Annotated in this window: 14 protein-coding genes; 10 read left to right on the forward strand and 4 right to left on the reverse strand. The window is 30.8% G+C overall.

All coding sequences use genetic code 11. The features are described from left to right. Nucleotides 1-21: 21 nt before the first annotated feature. Nucleotides 22-447: a Spy/CpxP family protein refolding chaperone gene (locus tag HALO113_RS18700; RefSeq protein ID WP_159780664.1), complete on the reverse strand. Its 426-nt coding sequence runs from the start codon at nt 445-447 to the stop codon at nt 22-24. Nucleotides 448-567: 120 nt separating this feature from the next. Here HALO113_RS18700 and HALO113_RS18705 point away from each other — a divergent pair, with 120 nt between their 5' ends. The 4 genes from HALO113_RS18705 (at nt 568) to HALO113_RS18720 (ending at nt 4,002) form a co-directional block, all read left to right on the forward strand. Next, entirely contained in the window at nt 568-942 is a 375-nt protein-coding gene (locus HALO113_RS18705; protein WP_236554812.1) for a hypothetical protein, read from the forward strand. Between the two features lie 112 nt (nt 943-1,054). After that, nucleotides 1,055-1,837, forward strand: coding sequence for an MbnP family protein (locus tag HALO113_RS18710; RefSeq protein ID WP_159780665.1), 783 nt, complete (start codon nt 1,055-1,057; stop codon nt 1,835-1,837). Between the two features lie 163 nt (nt 1,838-2,000). Beyond that, nucleotides 2,001-3,038, forward strand: a complete 1,038-nt coding sequence (locus HALO113_RS18715; RefSeq protein WP_159780666.1) for a cytochrome-c peroxidase — start codon at nt 2,001-2,003, stop codon at nt 3,036-3,038. 13 nt (nt 3,039-3,051) lie between these two features. After that, a complete protein-coding gene (locus tag HALO113_RS18720; RefSeq protein ID WP_159780667.1) occupies nt 3,052-4,002 on the forward strand; it encodes a transporter in 951 nt (316 codons plus the stop codon). A gap of 35 nt (nt 4,003-4,037) precedes the next feature. Here HALO113_RS18720 and HALO113_RS18725 read toward each other — a convergent pair whose 3' ends face one another. Both HALO113_RS18725 and lysS read right to left on the reverse strand, forming a co-directional pair. Further along, on the reverse strand, nt 4,038-5,573 hold the full coding sequence (locus HALO113_RS18725; RefSeq protein WP_159780668.1) for a hypothetical protein: 1,536 nt from the start codon (nt 5,571-5,573) through the stop codon (nt 4,038-4,040). 65 nt (nt 5,574-5,638) lie between these two features. After that, entirely contained in the window at nt 5,639-7,336 is a 1,698-nt protein-coding gene (lysS, locus tag HALO113_RS18730) for a lysine--tRNA ligase (RefSeq protein ID WP_159780669.1), read from the reverse strand. A gap of 237 nt (nt 7,337-7,573) precedes the next feature. Between lysS and HALO113_RS18735 the strand changes: the two genes are divergently transcribed. Both HALO113_RS18735 and lipB read left to right on the forward strand, forming a co-directional pair. Further along, complete coding sequence (locus HALO113_RS18735) at nt 7,574-8,344, forward strand: hypothetical protein (RefSeq protein ID WP_159780670.1); 771 nt, start codon at nt 7,574-7,576, stop codon at nt 8,342-8,344. Continuing rightward, nucleotides 8,337-9,041, forward strand: coding sequence for a lipoyl(octanoyl) transferase LipB (lipB, locus tag HALO113_RS18740; protein ID WP_159780671.1), 705 nt, complete (start codon nt 8,337-8,339; stop codon nt 9,039-9,041). The genes HALO113_RS18735 and lipB overlap by 8 nt, the downstream gene beginning before the upstream one ends. An 11-nt stretch (nt 9,042-9,052) precedes the next feature. Here the strand turns inward: lipB and HALO113_RS18745 are convergent, their stop codons facing one another. Next, on the reverse strand, nt 9,053-9,712 hold the full coding sequence (locus HALO113_RS18745; RefSeq protein WP_159780672.1) for a ribonuclease HII: 660 nt from the start codon (nt 9,710-9,712) through the stop codon (nt 9,053-9,055). A gap of 200 nt (nt 9,713-9,912) precedes the next feature. Here HALO113_RS18745 and HALO113_RS18750 point away from each other — a divergent pair, with 200 nt between their 5' ends. The 4 genes from HALO113_RS18750 to HALO113_RS18765 form a co-directional block, all read left to right on the forward strand. After that, complete coding sequence (locus HALO113_RS18750) at nt 9,913-12,984, forward strand: SusC/RagA family TonB-linked outer membrane protein (protein ID WP_159780673.1); 3,072 nt, start codon at nt 9,913-9,915, stop codon at nt 12,982-12,984. A 17-nt stretch (nt 12,985-13,001) separates the two neighbouring features. After that, on the forward strand, nt 13,002-14,480 hold the full coding sequence (locus tag HALO113_RS18755; protein WP_159780674.1) for a RagB/SusD family nutrient uptake outer membrane protein: 1,479 nt from the start codon (nt 13,002-13,004) through the stop codon (nt 14,478-14,480). A gap of 38 nt (nt 14,481-14,518) precedes the next feature. Beyond that, nucleotides 14,519-15,265 (forward strand): hypothetical protein, encoded by a 747-nt coding sequence (locus HALO113_RS18760; RefSeq protein ID WP_159780675.1) that lies wholly within the window; start codon nt 14,519-14,521, stop codon nt 15,263-15,265. 140 nt (nt 15,266-15,405) lie between these two features. Further along, nucleotides 15,406-17,213 (forward strand): S8 family serine peptidase (locus tag HALO113_RS18765; protein ID WP_159780676.1); only part of this gene is annotated, 1,808 nt, incomplete at its 3' end.

A 17,213-nucleotide genomic window follows, 5' to 3' on the forward strand; every position in this document is an offset into this window, starting at 1 on the left:
AAAAAAAATGACTCATTTTATTTAGTTCTTGTTTCTTTTTCTTTCTTTCATGTGGTCTTTCACCATTTCTTTTCTTTCGTCTTTATTCTTTTCCCATTGCTCCATTTGTTCTGGAGTAAGAATTTTAGATAAATCTTTTTTATAATTGGCTTGATTTTCTTCCATCTCTTTCTTCATTTTCTGTCTTTCCTCACGATTCTTTTTTTCTTGTTTTTCTCTTGCTTCTTTAATGTCTTCTCTTTTCTCCTCTCTTTTTTTAACCTGATCTTCTAAAATGGGTTTAATCTTTTGCTTTTGTTCTTCTGTTAAATTTAAATCAGTCGACATTTTTTCTAACTGTTTCGCTACTTTTTCTTCAGTACTTAACTTTTCTTTTTTCATTTCTTTGTTTTGAGCCATAGTAATTGTACTAAAAGCTAAAACTAATGCTAACATTATTGTTTTCATAATTCTAATTTTTTTAATGTTTATATACATTAGATAATTAATTTAAAAAAAGGTTTAATCTTTTAAAAAAAATGAGTTTTATCATAATTCTTTTAAAGCATAAGTATCTATATTTGCAAAGTGAAAAAAGCAATGTTCCTTTTAGCATTATTTATACTGGTACGACCAGTAATTCCTGTATTGGATTATATTGTTAATTATGAATATATAGCAACAGAATTATGTGAAAATGTAGCTAAACCGGAACTAAAATGTAATGGTAAGTGTCATTTAGCCAAAGAGCTTGCTAAAGCTTCTGAAACAGAAAAACCTATCTCATCTAACAAAAAAAATGTATCTCAAGATACAGAAGTTTTGTTTTGTAATGAAATAGAACGATTGAATATACTTTTTCATAATTTTCTCTTTGAAAAAGAAAAAGTCGATTTCTATCACAATTTGTATCAATCTGTTGCTGAATATTCAATTTTCCACCCTCCAAGTAGTCAATTTTAAACTTTATTATTTACTGGTTTGTACATACAAATCAGCGAACTTTTAGGTTCAAAATTTCTGAAGTTTTCACTTTGGAACAATTAATTTATGTTTAAAATTTAATAAAATAAAAATGAAATTTCAATTAAAAAATATGGCAATCTTCTTGGTTGCTACCTTATCCTTATTTTCTTGTTCAAATGATGATGATGCACAAATAGTTTCTGGTGAAGGCACGTTAAAAATAGAATTTGATAATATCTATGGCGATGCAGATTTTGCCTTTAATACATCTTATACAAACTCTAATGGGGAAATTGTAAAAGTTACTAATGCCATTTATATCGTAAGTAATATTGTTCTAACCAAAGAAGATGGCACTACTTATACAGTGCCAAAATCGGATAGCTATTTCTTTGTTAACGAAGCAGATGCTGCTAGTACTTTACTTTCTTTGCCTAATATTCCTGCAGCTAATTATACTAAAATTTCTTTCGGGATAGGCGTAGATCAAGAACAATTTAATGCAGGGTCTAACGGTCAAGGCGGTATGTGGGAAACAGCACAAGGCTTAGGAATGACTTGGTCTTGGGCAGCTGGATATAAGTTTGTTAAATTTGAAGGAACCTATACTTCAACTACATTTACCGATGCCAGTTTTATGGTGCATACTGGAAAAACAGGTTATATCTATAATTATGCTCAAGTGAGTTTAAATTTACCAGAGAAGGCTTTAGTACGCACTACAATTACACCTCAAATTCATATTATGGCGAATTTAAAAAATATTATTGACGGCACTACTGTTGTTAATTTTGAAGAAGGTGGCATGGTTATGGGTGGTGCCAAAGTCCAAAATATAATGGCTAACAATGTACCCAACATGTTTGAAGTACATCATGTACATAATGATTAATTGTATATAGTAGCTATTCCTGCTTTACAGTACTAGTCCTCGGTCGTATCGTTTATTTTCTACAATTTTTAAAAGAGCTTCTTAGGTCGCTTTTTAAAAATAAGAAAATATAACGATACGCCCTGTGGGCTATTCCTTTCGATCAGGGCTAAAATCCTAAATAATGAGAAAAATAGTAATAGTAGCAGTTTTACAGTTATTCATAAGCTGTAGTTCCGATAAAGATTCGGAATATCAAAATATACCCATAGACTATCAAGTACCTAGTAATTTTCCACCTTTGGCTTACAATATGGAATACAACCCTTTAACAGAAAAAGGATTCGAATTAGGTAAAAAGATTTTCTACGACGGTCGATTGGCTTCCGATGGTGTGGTGGCGTGTGGATTTTGTCATATCCAAGAAAATGCTTTTACACATCACGGTCATACGTTTAGTCATGGGGTGGGAGAAGGAATAGGAACACGCAATGCACCACCAATTCAAAATATGGCTTATCAAACCCAGTTTTTTTGGGATGGTGCAGCCAATCATATCGAATTGCTATCTATGGTTCCTATTTCTAATGAATTAGAAATGAATGGAAATATTGTAGATATTATTACGATGATGCAAAATGATACAGAATATAAAAAATTATACAAGCAAGCTTTTGATGATGGTGCCATTAACAGTGAAAACATGTTAAAAGCGTTAGCACAATTTATGACGATGCTAACTTCTTCTAATTCGCGTTTTGATAAATATAGAAGAAATGAATCAGGTGGAGAACTTACTTCTGAGGAATTAGAAGGTTATGCTCTTTTTAATCAAAAATGTGCGAGTTGTCATGCTACCGATATTTTTACTGATAACTCGTTTCGTAACAATGGGTTGTCTATTAATCCTCAAATTCAAGATAATGGAAGGTATCGTGTAACAGAACTAGAAGAAGATAAATATAAGTTTAAAGTGCCTAGTTTACGTAATATAGAAAAAACAGCACCTTACATGCACGATGGTCGTTTTTTTACATTAGAAGCTGTTTTAAATCATTATGCTAATGGAGTTGTAAATACACAAAATTTGGATGCTAGTCTAAACCAAAATGGCGTTTTAGGAATTCCCTTAACAAACAATGAAAAAGTAAAAATTATCGTTTTCTTAAAAACATTAACCGATAACGCGTTTTTAACGGATATTCGTTTTGCAGAATTTTAAAAAAAACATACGAATGAAAAAAATAATGTTATTTATAATAATGGGTTTTTCAATAACTCATGCTACTGAAAAAGATAGCTTGGCTTTGGAAAATCCTTTTAAAAAATATTACAAATTATTAGACGATTGTGATGCTTGCGGTTGTTCTGCAAGTGGAGGAAGTATGGGTTTTTCTTCAATGTTAAACCCTAATTTTGTTGGAGTCCGCTATTTTTATCAATCCTATCAAAATACAGATGGGTTGTATAGTAATTCCCCTTGGTATGCCGAAAATTTTAACACCCTTCAACTTTGGGGAAGAATCCCAGTTACTTCTAAAATTCAGCTTTCTTTGCTTTTACCGTATCAATTTCATAATCGAGAATCAAATACAGGTAACCAATCTATTTCTGGTGTAGGAGACCTTACGGCTTTAGGGTTTTATTCGATTGTAAAAACAAAAAATGATTCCTTACCTTTTAAACATCATGTTTTACTTGGTGGTGGTGTGAAAATCCCAACAGGAAAATACAATGAATTAAACAATGGAAGCGTTAATCCAAGTTACCAATTAGGAACTGGAAGTTGGGATTATGTTGTAGCAGCAGAATATATATTGCGAAAAGAACAAATCGGTTTCAATGGAATGTTGAATTATACGATTAAAACAGAGAATGAAAAAAACTACCGTTTTGGAAACCAATTCAATTATGGTGGCACTTTTTTTTATGTTGTAGCTAACGAAAATTTTTCTTTTGTGCCACAATTGGGTTTTGCAGGAGAAGAGTATGGAAGTAATTACCAACACCAGCAAAAAGTCAGAAATACTGAAGGTGATATTTTGTTTGGGAAAATAGGTTTTGAAATGGGTAAAGAAAGATTTTCTTTGGGAGCCAATGCCATGTTGCCCATTCATCAAAATTTAACAGGCGGAAATGTAGAAGCTAATTATAGATGGAGTATCCATTTCAATTATAGTTTGTAAAAAAAGAAGTCGGAATTTTTAAATTCCGACTTCTTTTAAAACGATAAATAACCAAATCTTGAATTATTGCCACATTTAGATCTTACTATGTAGGTGGTTTCATTAACAGGTAAAGCGAAAGATAAATCCAATTCATAACAGAAATCATGTTTTTTACCCACTCCAGAATTCTGAATATCTTTAGTGCTAACAATTGCACCTTCTTCATTAATGGTACTCATTACTACAAACCTACTATCTTTTACAAAATATTTAGTATTATGATTAATATCTCTGGAATCATTATATATTAAATGTAATTGATTATTTTTAAAAAAAGGAAGGTATTTTAAAAAATCACCATTATCATTTAACGATTTCGGCTCTTCGTTGTTTATTCTTGTGAACCAGTCTAACTTCCCAGTTTGTAAGTCCAATTTTATTACAGAAAAGCCTGTAGAAATATAAGAATATTCATAATTATAATTAAGCGGTTGTGATGGATCTGATGAAGGTAATCTTTTTGTTCCTTTGTAAATTTCATTAAATAAAACCCATAATTTTCTATTTTCTAAAATAATATTGTCAAAATTTAAATTTCTTTGTCTTTCCAATTTTATTTTTTCATTTATTTTAACTTCTCCATCTTTATTAAAATTTATATAATGAAATCCTACAACAGGATTTCCTTCAGGTAATGCACCACCAAGATCTACAATTGGTTTGTTTTTTCCATCACTAATTGTGCCTAAAAAATAAGTTTCAGAATCATTTTCTTTAAACTTAAACTGTGTTAATGGATAGTCTAAATCTTGTTTTAGGCTATGTTCGTTAACTGAGTTGGTTGAAGAATTCCAATAAAATAGAGATTTATATGCCTTAGTTTTTGGGAGATCTATTTCTCTAATAAGAATAAGATTTCCATTATTAGTTACATGTAAGTTGATGTCAAAAGATTGCTTTGTTGTAAAATTGAATGAATAATCTAAGGTTTTTACAATTTTAAAATTTGTGTCTAAAATCATTAGGGTCGCATTTTCATTTAATTTTTTGTCCCCCAAAGGTCTTGAAACCAAACCGTAATACTTTTTATTCTCAGATTGTGCTACAAAAAAGTCACCTATGTTGAACATATTTTTGGCTGACATCTTTGCGATAAAAACATTTTCAGATTTTGTTCCAGTATCAAAGTTGACAGTCTCTGTCGAAAGTTCATATTCTTTAATTTTATTGTTATATTCAGTAAGAAAATAGACATAATCTTTATCAATCAAATGAAATAAAAAACTAACTGTTTTAGGGTTTTTTCCCATTACGGGCTGTTCTAATCCAACAGAAAAATCTGCATCATCTTTTTCAAAATCATCACGAGAATCATAAATATCTACAAAAACATCTTTGTTGAAAATTTTTTCATTGTATTTAGATTTTACAAAAAACACACGTTTACCATCAAAAAAATGTTGAATATTAAAATTTAATTCATTTTCAATAGGAGTAGAAGTTTCATTCCATTTAAAAGTTGGATTTTGCGAAAAACATAGGCAAGATAATGAAAGAAAAATAAGGAGAGATAAGAAAAGTTTTTTCATGTAATTGTTTTTTATAAAGATATAAAAAAAGACCTTAAAAAGGTCTTTATAAATGTATTGTTTAATTACTTTCCTAAAAACTCTGCAATTTTTGCATCGCCTTCCACTTTAATTTTCATTAAGCCGTGTTTCACGATACCTTTGCTTGCGGCATCCCATTTTTTACCACTTAAACCTGCTTTTTCTTTTAAATCACCTATTGAGATTCCTTCGTTAGCTTTTAAAAGTTCAATAATATGTTTCTCATCTTCCGTTAATTCCGGACCTTTTTTCTCTGGTCGCATTTGCGGGAAGAATAATACTTCTTGAATCGAAGCATTGTTCGTTAAAAACATCATTAAACGATCCATGCCAATTCCTAAACCAGAAGTTGGAGGCATTCCATATTCTAACGCTCTTAAGAAGTCTTCATCAATAATTCCGTTGGCTTCATCGTCTCCTTTTGCAGCTAAAGCCATTTGGTTTTCAAAACGTTCTCTTTGGTCAATAGGGTCATTTAATTCCGAATAGGCATTGGCAATCTCTTTTCCACAAACCATCAATTCAAAACGTTCGGTTAAATCTGGATTATCTCTGTGCGATTTACATAAAGGAGACATTTCTTTTGGATAATCGGTAATAAATGTAGGTTGGATAAAATTGCCTTCGCATTTTTCACCAAATATTTCATCAATTAATTTTCCTTTGCCCATGGTTTCATCTACTTCTATTCCCATAGATTTGGCAGCTTCAAATAATTCTGCTTCCGTTTTTCCTGTAATGTCAAAACCAGTAAATTGTTTGATAGCATCGGTCATGGTAACACGAGCATAAGGCGCTTTGAAATCTACTTTTTTGTCTCCAAAAGTAACTTCAGTTGTTCCATTAACTTGTAATGCGCAATATTCTAATAGATTTTCGGTAAATTCCATCATCCAGTTGTAGTCTTTGTAAGCTACATAAATTTCCATAGCGGTAAATTCTGGATTGTGCGTTCTGTCCATTCCTTCATTACGGAAATTTTTAGAAAATTCATACACACCGTCAAATCCACCTACAATTAATCTTTTTAAATACAATTCGTTAGCAATTCTCATGTATAATGGAATGTCTAAACTGTTGTGATGAGTTATAAAAGGCCTTGCAGCAGCACCACCAGGAATCGCTTGTAATACAGGAGTTTCTACTTCCATATAACCAGCGTTGTTAAAAAAACTACGCATGGCGTTAAATAATTTGGTACGCTTAACAAATACTTCTTTCACCTGTGGGTTTACTACTAAATCCACATAACGCATTCTGTATCGCAATTCTGGGTCCACAAAAGCATCAAAAATATGACCTTCTTCATCCGTTTTAGGTAATGGTAAAGGGCGTAATGTTTTACTTAAAAAAGTGAGTTTTTCTACACGAATACATATTGCACCCACTTTCGTAGTAAATAATTCTCCTTCAACTCCTATAAAATCACCTAAATCGGTTAATTTTCTGAAAACTTGATTGTATAATGTTTTGTCTTCGTCTGGGCAAATTACATCGCGATTCAAATACAATTGAATACGTCCTTCACTATCTTGTAATTCAGCAAAAGCCGCTTTACCTTGATCACGCACGCTCATTAAGCGTCCAGCCACTACAACTTTCTTACCTTCTTCAAAAGTTTCCTTAATCTGCTTCGATGTTTCTTTTACAGGAAATAAATCTGCAGGATAAGGGTTGATACCAAGTTCGCGCAAAGCTGTAAGCTTGTCTCTTCTAATGATTTCTTGTTCTGAAAGTTGCATATAAATTCTTTTTAAGCGTGCAAAGATAAGTATTAGTTTAAAAGTTTAAAAGTATAAAACTTCAAAAGTTTGCATTTTATTTGGAGCGAAGGTTTGTCTTGTTTTTGCCAACTATTTTCCTGCCATTCGTTCTATCTTTTTTGTTATTAAAAGGAGATGTTAAAATGCAAAAAAGGATGTCACTTCTGTCAGGGCTATACGGGAAAGTATTCGTATATTTGTGTCAAATTTGTAAAAATGAAAAAAATAATTTTTCTTATTGGTGTTTTTTCTGTTTTAGTGAGTTGTAAAATTCAAGAAACAATAGTTGTCAATGAATTGAATGAAGTGGATTTAAAATACGGTTTCGATTTTTCGCCTATGTTAAAATTAGGAAAAAAAGAAGGAGAAGAGAAGCAAAATCAAAAAGTATATGATACAGTTCTCGATTTCAAAGCGTTGTTAGCGGAACATAAAGATAGCATTGCAAAGCTGCCAGATAGTGTTAGAACGCAATTAGAGTTTTTAGCCGATTTTGATATTCATATGAAAGTCGATGAATCAAAAGATATTTTCCTTTATGAAATGGGCATGAAGTTGCCTTCTTTTGAAGCGATGTCTAAAGATATGAACCCTTTTAAAAGTATAGGTGCTTTGTCAAAAATGGATAAGAGTTTAGCTATGGGTGCAGATAAAGCAGATGACGATAAGGAAAACTACGAAACGACTTATACTTATAATGAGCGTTATTTTGAAAAGAAAATTGTTTCCAAAGTAAAGAAAAAGAAAGAAAAGAAGAAATTGTCTGATAATGAAGAGTTAGGAGAGGATGAATTCTCAAAGCAACTTAAAGGAGCATTAAAGGAATGTTCGTATGTTATGAAATATACTTTTCCAAAGAAAATAAAATCGGTTTCTTTAAAAAATGCAAAAATAAGTGAAGATAAAAAATCGTTTACTTATGAAGTATTACTAGATGATTTAGAGAATCAAGAAGATTTAAGTTTTAAAGTACAATTTTATGAATAAGAAAATAAAACTTCAGGATTTAGGTAAAAAAGATTACAAAGAAACCTGGGATTACCAAGAAATTCTTTTTAAAGAAATAGTAGATCAAAAAATACAAAATAGAAGAGAAGAAACAGCTATTGAAACCTCCAATTATTTTCTCTTTGTGGAGCATCCGCATGTGTATACGTTAGGGAAAAGTGGTGACATTGAAAATTTATTGCTTTCTGAGAAACAATTGGAAGCGAAGGGAGCTACTTTTTATAAAATTAATAGAGGAGGAGATATTACCTATCACGGACCGGGTCAAATTGTGGGTTATCCAATTTTAGATTTGGAAAATTTCTTTACCGATATACATAAATATTTACGTTTTTTGGAAGAAGCGATTATTTTGACTTTAGCTGAATATAATATTGTAGGAACTAGAAGTGAAGGAGAAACAGGTGTTTGGTTAGATGTAGGAACTCCTTTTGCAAGAAAAATTTGTGCTATGGGAGTTCGTGCTAGTCGTTGGGTTACAATGCATGGATTTGCTTTGAATGTGAATGCAGATTTAGGTTATTTTGATAATATTATTCCTTGTGGTATTAAAGGAAAAGCAGTTACTTCTATGCATGCAGAATTAAATGTTCCAGTTGATGAAGCATTGGTTAAAGAAAAAATCTTGAAACACTTTAAAGTGTTATTTGAAAATGAATTTATTTTAGCCTCTTAATCAGTTTGTAGTTATAAATCTAAACATAATTGATCTGGAAGGAGTTTAAAACTCATTCTGTGGTATTTACAAGGGCCATATTTTTTTATAGCTTCTCGGTGCTCTTTAGTTGGGTAACCTTTGTTTTTCTTCCAATTGTACATGGGGAATTCTTCATGAATTGTATCCATATATTCATCTCTGTAGGTTTTAGCAAGAACTGATGCGGCAGCAATACTTAAATATTTAGAATCTCCTTTAATAATACTTTCGTTTGGAATTCTTTTTAAAGTTGAAATCTCCTCTTCCGTAAATATTTTTCCAAACTTATTCTTTAAACCTAATTTTGAAAAAATAGGTCTATTACCATCTACTATAATAAATTCTGGAAGAGGTTGTAGTTGTAAAATACTTTCTTGCATGGCTTTCATCGATGCGTTCAAAATATTAATATCATCAATTTCTTGATTATATATATGTGTAAAAGCAAAAGTAATGGCTTGTTGTTCAATTTTAGGTCTTAATTTAAAACGATTTTTCTCTGATAATTGTTTAGAATCATTTAAGAAAGACAATTCAAAATGTTCAGGAAGTATAACAGCTGCAGCTGTTACGGGTCCAGCAAGACATCCTCTTCCTGCTTCATCTGTTCCACATTCAATTAATAAGTTTTGATAACCTTTGATTAGCATTTTGAGTTTTTCACAAAAATATAATTTTAAACGCAACCTTTTTGAGTTTTTCTCATCTAAAAAAGTAGATTGATTAGTTATTTTAATTTTTATGATTAAATATTTAACATTTTAAAAAAGTAATATTCCGAAGTATTATTTGGTTATTTAAGAAATTATTAAGAAGTTTGCGAAATAACTAACTCAAATAAAAAAATAATATGAGATCGAAGTTTAAATGGATTTTTGCGCTTTTAGTGGCGTTTACAATGCAGTTTTCGTTCGCACAAGAGAAAACTGTTACAGGTGTCGTTTCAGATGCTTTAGGACCATTAGCAGGAGCTAATGTAATTGTTAAAGGTACTAATAAAGGTACTACTACAGACTTTAATGGGGCCTTTACTATCAAAGCTAGTCAAGGAGATATTGTAGTTGTTTCTTATGTAGGGATGGAAGATTCACTATTTACAGTGGGTGCTGCAAGTTCTTATAATGTTTTACTTAAACAAGGAATTGAATTGAAAGAAGTGGTTGTTGTTCAAGGTTATGATAGAACAAAAACAAAAGCTACTACAACATCTGCTTCTACAATAGTTAGCACAGAAACAATTGAAAATAGACAAAATGCTTCTGTTTTAGCTTCTTTACAAGGTACTGCTCCTGGTTTGACTTTAATATCATCTTCAGGTTCACCAGGTTCTGCAAAATTTGATGGTTTTATAAGAGGTGCTTCTTCAATTAATGGTAATACAGATCCTTTATTGGTAATTGATGGGATACCTTCAACTTCTAATCAATTTAGAAATTTAAACCAAAATGAAATTGAATCTGTAACTGTTTTAAGAGATGCTGCTGGTACATCTATCTATGGTAACAAGGGTGCTAACGGTGTAATCTTGATAACAACAAAAAATGCTAAGTTTGAGACGGGCATAAAATTTACTTATGATGTTGTTACAGGTTTTAATACTTTGCCAAAAAATAAATATAATCTTGCAAATGCAAAAGAGGCCTTAACTATTGAAAAATTACGAGGCATTGGTTTAGGTGCATCAATGACTGATGCTGAAATTGCTGCTTATACAACTGAAACCGATTGGTTGAATGAGTTTTTCAATGTAGATGTTCTTACTCAACACAATTTAGGTGTTTCAGTTGGAGGTAAGAATATTAGTTCTCAAACGACTTTAGGATATTTCAAGCAAGGAGGTTTAGTTCCTACTACGGATTTTCAACGTTTTTCTTTTAGAAATAATATAAATGGTAAAAGTGATAATGATCGTTTTAATTACGATGTTCAAGTTGCTTTGGGTTATTCTAAAAGAAATCAATTAGATCAAGAAACTAATGGAAATATTGATAATAATTCGATACAAAATCCATTACATGGAGCTTTAACAGGATTACCATATTTACCTACTTCTCCATATGCAACTGGAGCAGAATTATTTGCGGGTATTGGAACTGATTTTTCAGGAGCAAATGATACTTATGTATTACAGGATATATTAAGAGAAGGTTCTCTTCCTAGTACATTTACAGATAAAACAGCTATTTTAAATCTTGGTGCTTCTTATAAGTTAACTCCTTCGTTAACAGTAAGAAATAGATCAGGTATTGACTTTAAACAATATGGTAGATTATTTGCTAGGGCACCCACATCTTATTTAGCGATTGTTGTCGCGTCTAGTAGAGGTGAACAATTTGGAGGTTTTGAAGACCAATCAACTTTTAATGATTTAACATTTACTAATATTTCAAGTATTAATTATAATAAAATCTTTAAAGAAAAGCATAATTTATCTTTAGGTGCTTTTATGGAGTATACAAAAGCACATTATGAAGGTCATGGTTCAAGACAAAATGGTTTGAATCCATTAAACTATGTTCCTGGAGCTGGTACTGGTTATGTTGCATTTAATCCATCTACTCCTAACTCATATATATCTACTGTAAATGGTGCTAAGCTTACCGGAGGAACACTATCAGTATTTGGTACTTTAGATTATGAGTACTTAGAAAAATATGGTTTTAGTGGCGTTCTAAGGAGAGATGGTACTTATAGATTTTCTGAAGACAATCGTTGGGGTACTTTTTGGTCTGTCTCTGGTCGTTGGAATATTGACAAAGAGGATTTTATGGAAGGTTCTACATTTGATATGTTAAAATTAAGAGCTTCTTACGGAACTAATGGAAATCAAAATATTTCTGCTGCAAATTATGGTTTTCCTTCTTTGTTGACATCTAATAATCTAATTAGAGAATTAGCTGCATCAGGAACAGGTTATAATAATATACCGGGTTCTTTATTATATGGTCAGTTTGCAAATACTCCAGTGCAATGGGAAAAGATTTCTCAAGCAAACATAGGATTAGATTTTATAATTCTTAATAATAAAATAGAAGGTAATTTGGATGTTTATAGAAAGACAACAACTAACTTATTTAATTCTATTCCAAATTCTGCTTCTGTTGGTTTTGGATACACAATCGCGGGTAATAATGGAGAATTGAGAAATGACGGAATTGAATTATTACTGAAATATAATATTGTTAGAAAGGATGATTTTAAATTTTCTGTATTCGCTAATGGAGCATACAATAAGAATGAGGTATTACAATTGGCAGAAACAGACCAAAGTGGTGTTTCAAATTTAAGACAGGTAGGTAATATACTTAATGAATGGAATCTAATTCCTTATGTTGGTGTTAATCAGGCAAATGGGAATTTATTGTACTTAGATAGAAATGGAAATTTAACAGAGACTCCTGATGAAGCAAGAGATAGAAGAGCAACTGGTAAAAGTAATTTACCAAAGTATCAAGGAGGATTTGGTTTTAATTTAGATTATAAAGGATTTTATTTGAATACTTTGTTTTCATATATGGTTGATGTTTGGAGAATTGACAACCAGTTTAGATGGGCTTCAAATCCTGCCTTTATTGGATCAGAAAATGTAACTGCTGATTTTCTAAACCAGTGGACACCTTCTAATGCAAATTCTGACGTACCTTCTTTACAAGCTACCAACAATAATGTTTTTATTGGTTCTGATAGATTTTTATATGATTCTTCTTTTTTACGTCTTAAAAATGTGAATTTAGGTTTTAATTTTTCTAAAAAATTACTTAATAATTCACCTATATCTAGTTTAAGAGTTTATGTGCAAGGAGAGAATTTACTTACGTGGACAAAATGGAGAGGCTTTGATCCTGAAGCTATAACTGCATCTTCAGTTACCAACTTTCCAAACCCAAGAACGATATCTTTTGGTACTAGTATAGGGTTTTAAATTTAAAAATAATTATTATGAAAAAATTAAAAAATATTTTAATCTTAGGCTTTAGTTCTTTATTTATTGCATCATGTAGTGATGCATTAGATATAGTTCAGGATGGTGAAATTTATCCTGAAAATGCCATTAAAACTGTTGCTAATTTAAGAGAGTACTTAAATGGAGATATTTACGGAAGAGTGAATAATACAAATGAGATTGCTTTTACAAGTATTTTTACTGACGAGGTAGGAATTGGGCCAGATAATGGAGGGCAAGCGATTGAACTTCATAGATTTCAATTAAATGCTAATTCTGCAGAACCTGCTGCTTTGTGGAATACTCAATATGCATTAATCAATAGATGTAATAGGTTGCTTGAGTATTCTGAGTTAGTAACTCCAACAAATGCTTTAGAAACTGCTCAAAAAAATGCTATAATAGCTGAGGCTAGAACTTTAAGAGCGTATGCTTATTTACAGTTGGTATCATACTTTTCTGTAGACCCTTCTAATCCAAATTCTTTAGGAGTGATTCTTACAGAAACTTCAGAAAATCCTTTAGTTAATGAACCTAGATTAAGAGTAACTAATCAGCTTATTTATGATTTAATGGAAGAAGATTTATTGTTCGCTCAAAATAATTTGCTTCCTACTACTGATTATAAGTTTGTAACACCTAATCTTGTCAATGCAATTAGAGCAAGAATGTACTTATATAGAAAAGATTATGTTTTAGCCAAACAATATGCTACGCAAGCTTTAGCTTTACGTCCATTGGTAACAAACCAAAATCAATATTTTAGTTCTTGGGGCGATTCAGGACAAGGTGAAATTATTTTTGCAGCTTCTCGTCCTTCAGGAGGAACTTGGTCTAATATTGCTAGTACATGGTATTTTAATGTAACTAATGCAACTGGTGGATGCTTTTTAGATATGGGAAGAAATTTATTTAATCTTTATGATCAATATCCTAATGATGTAAGAAGAATAACTTGGGTAGATGCAACTGCAGTAATTAACCCTGATTATTTAAATGATATTAATTATGTTGAAAATGATATATTGCCAATAAATAAATATCCAGGTAAAACAAGTCAGCCTTTGAGAAACGATTTAAAACTATTTAGATCTTCTGAAATGGTTTTAATTATTGCTGAGTGTGAAGTTGGTAGTGCTACTCCTAATTTAGTAGAGGCAGCTACAAGAGTTCAATCGATTAGATCTGCTAGAGGAACAACTCAAACTTTACCAGTTTATGCAAATTCTCAACAAGCTTGGGCTGATATTTTATTAGAAAGAAGAAAAGAATTAGCTTTTGAAGGTCATAGGTATATAGATATTAAAAGGCTTTCTGTTTTAGCTGGTGTTCCTGGGATTGATAGAAATGTAACTGATGATCAGTTTTTGACATTGCCTTTAACATTACCAGTTTCAGATTATAGATTTACTCTACCAATTCCACAGTTAGAGATTGCTGGTAATGTCTCAATTCAACAAAATCCAGGATATTAGTGTATAATTTATATATCATTTACATAAAAATTTTAAAAATGAAAAAAATAAGTGTAACAAAAATTATGATTTTATGCTTATCGCTCTTACTATCTAGTTGTAGTAATGAAGATGATAATTATAAAACTTTTGAAGGGCCTCAAGAAGCTTTTCTTTTTAATAGTTTTACATCCGTACTTGAAGTTAATCCTACAGGTTCTTCATTCGTTGATGTTGTTTTTAGTAGTACTACTAAATCGAATCAAGATAGATTAATTCCTATTTCTATAAGTTCTTTCTCAAATGCAACTGCAAATATGTATTCAGTAGATTTATCTAGTGCTATAATTCCTGCTGGAGAAACTACTGCTACTCTTAGAATTAATTCTGGTAGTTATGCAGCATTGCCAAATTCAGGATCTAAAGATTTAGTTTTAGTTTTTGATTCTTCGTTGTATAGTTTGTCAAATAGAAATAATCATGTTATATCTATACAAAGAGGTTGTACTGATACTAGGGTGAATTTTAATATTGCTTTTGATTCTTATGCAAGTGAAATTAGTTGGACTTTGTCTAATTCTTCTGGTGTTATTGCAACTTCTGCGGGTTATTCAGATGGTTTATCTTCATATAACGAACAATTTTGTTTGACACCTGGGAATTATACATTTGTTATGAATGATTCTTATGGGGATGGTTTGAATTCACCAGGATCTTTTGCTCTAACTCTTACAGATGGAACAGTATTATTTAGTGGAGGAGGCAATTTTGGTTCTTCAGTTTCAGGAAATTTTACTATAAATTAAATAGATTATAATATTTTATTTTATTGCCTCTTTTTTAAGAGGCAATTTTTTTTAAATTATAATTAATGTTAAATATTTTTCAAATTGTTTTTTTTAGATTAAAAGTAGTATTTTTGTAGCATTAACCTCAAAAAAAAAATATGTTAAAAAAAATACACTTTATAATTTTGGTTTTATTTCATTTTACTTGCCTTATAAATGCACAATCCAAAGATGATAAACAAAAAATTATTAAGCTAACTAATATAGATAAGTTGAGTGAACTTAAAAAATCATTTAATGAAGAATATTTAGAAAGGCAAAAAAGAATTGATGTTTATTTGAAATCTAATCCAATATCTAGAAGGTTTATTGTTGATGGTGTTGAAAAAGAAATTTATGATGTAGATAGTGAAGGAAATATATCATATATGGAAACTACAAATTTAGGTTCCTCTGTTACTATTGGTGCTAATAATGTTTATAATGGTGGGATTTTAGGATTAAATGTTCAAGGGCAAGGTATGACTGTAGGAGTATGGGATAGTGGTCCAGCAAGAGAGACACATGTAGAATTTACAAATGCAAGAGTCAATATTTTTGATTTTATTGATTATTCAGATCACGCTACTCATGTAATGGGAACAGTTTTAGCAAATGGTACTAATAGCAATGCTAGAGGTATTGCTTTTCAAGCTAATGGGAAATCTTATGATTGGACTAATGACTACACTGAAATGGCTAATGAAGCATCAACAGGTTTATTGGTTTCAAATCATTCATATTGGATTGGTAGTAATTTAGGTACTTGGATATTAGGAGCTTATGATATAAGAGCTAAACAAATGGATCAGTTAACATATGCAGCACCTTATTATCTTCCGGTAGTTTCTGCTGGTAACGATAGAAATAGTAATGCTAATACTATTATAGCAAATCATAATTCAAATAAGTTTGGTTATGATTTGATAAGAGGAATGAATAATGCAAAAAATTCTTTGACTGTAGGAGCTGTTGCAAACGTTGTTAATTATACAAGTCCATCTAGTGTGCAAATGTCAAGTTTTAGTAGTTGGGGCCCTACTGATGATGGTAGAATAAAACCTGAAGTTGTTGCTAAGGGTGTAAGTGTTTTTTCAAGTGTTTCAACAAGTGATAATTCTTATGATACTTATCAAGGTACGTCAATGGCTTCACCAGCTGTTGCAGGTGCTTGTTTACTGCTACAACAACATTATAATAATTTGAACTCTAATTTTATGCGTTCATCAACTCTTAAGGGACTTATTATGCACAGTGCAAAAGAAGCGGGTTATTATGTTGGTCCAGATTATGAGTATGGTTGGGGTTTAGTAGATGTTAAAGAAGCAGCATCAATAATTAATGATAAAAGTCTTAATAAAGCAATAATTGATGAATTGTTGTTAAATAATAGCTCAACTTATACTAGAAGTTTTTCAATTAGCAACCCTTCAAATATTAAAGTTTCTATTTGCTGGACTGATCCTGCATCTAATTCGGTTAATAGCTCAACAGTTGATCCTGATGTAACTTATCTAGTTAATGATTTAGATTTAAAGCTAACAAAAAATGGTGTAGATTATTATCCTTGGTCTTTAGATAAAAATTCATTTTTTAATCAGGCTACAAATATTACAACTAATGATGTTGATATTTTTGAACGTGTTGATATAGATAATGCAGTTGGTACTTATACTCTAACAGTAAGTCACAAAGGAAATTTAAGTTCAGGAAGTCAGAATTATAGTTTAATAATTTCTGGACTTGATCAGATGTCTTTAAATTCAGAATCTTATTTAAATAAACAATTTTTAGTCTACCCAATACCTGCTAAGGAATTGTTATATATTTCATCTGATAGTGAACCAATAGATGCTTATTCTATTATTGATTGTCAAGGAAGAGTTGTTTTAGAAAATAAAATTCTAGATATTAATAAAAATGATTT

Origin of the sequence: Flavobacterium sp. 9AF (assembly GCF_902506265.1) — a bacterium.
Classification (GTDB): Bacteria; Bacteroidota; Bacteroidia; order Flavobacteriales; family Flavobacteriaceae; genus Flavobacterium.

Excerpts from the sequence above, each read along its gene's own strand:
- HALO113_RS18700 (WP_159780664.1), bottom strand. The coding sequence starts at position 447 with ATGAAAACAATAATGTTAGCATTAGTTTTAGCTTTTAGTACAATTACT.
- HALO113_RS18710 (WP_159780665.1), top strand. The coding sequence starts at position 1,055 with ATGAAATTTCAATTAAAAAATATGGCAATCTTCTTGGTTGCTACCTTA.
- HALO113_RS18715 (WP_159780666.1), top strand. The coding sequence starts at position 2,001 with ATGAGAAAAATAGTAATAGTAGCAGTTTTACAGTTATTCATAAGCTGT.
- HALO113_RS18720 (WP_159780667.1), top strand. The coding sequence starts at position 3,052 with ATGAAAAAAATAATGTTATTTATAATAATGGGTTTTTCAATAACTCAT.
- HALO113_RS18725 (WP_159780668.1), bottom strand. The coding sequence starts at position 5,573 with ATGAAAAAACTTTTCTTATCTCTCCTTATTTTTCTTTCATTATCTTGC.
- lysS (WP_159780669.1), bottom strand. The coding sequence starts at position 7,336 with ATGCAACTTTCAGAACAAGAAATCATTAGAAGAGACAAGCTTACAGCT.
- HALO113_RS18735 (WP_159780670.1), top strand. The coding sequence starts at position 7,574 with ATGAAAAAAATAATTTTTCTTATTGGTGTTTTTTCTGTTTTAGTGAGT.
- lipB (WP_159780671.1), top strand. The coding sequence starts at position 8,337 with ATGAATAAGAAAATAAAACTTCAGGATTTAGGTAAAAAAGATTACAAA.
- HALO113_RS18745 (WP_159780672.1), bottom strand. The coding sequence starts at position 9,712 with ATGCTAATCAAAGGTTATCAAAACTTATTAATTGAATGTGGAACAGAT.
- HALO113_RS18750 (WP_159780673.1), top strand. The coding sequence starts at position 9,913 with ATGAGATCGAAGTTTAAATGGATTTTTGCGCTTTTAGTGGCGTTTACA.
- HALO113_RS18755 (WP_159780674.1), top strand. The coding sequence starts at position 13,002 with ATGAAAAAATTAAAAAATATTTTAATCTTAGGCTTTAGTTCTTTATTT.
- HALO113_RS18760 (WP_159780675.1), top strand. The coding sequence starts at position 14,519 with ATGAAAAAAATAAGTGTAACAAAAATTATGATTTTATGCTTATCGCTC.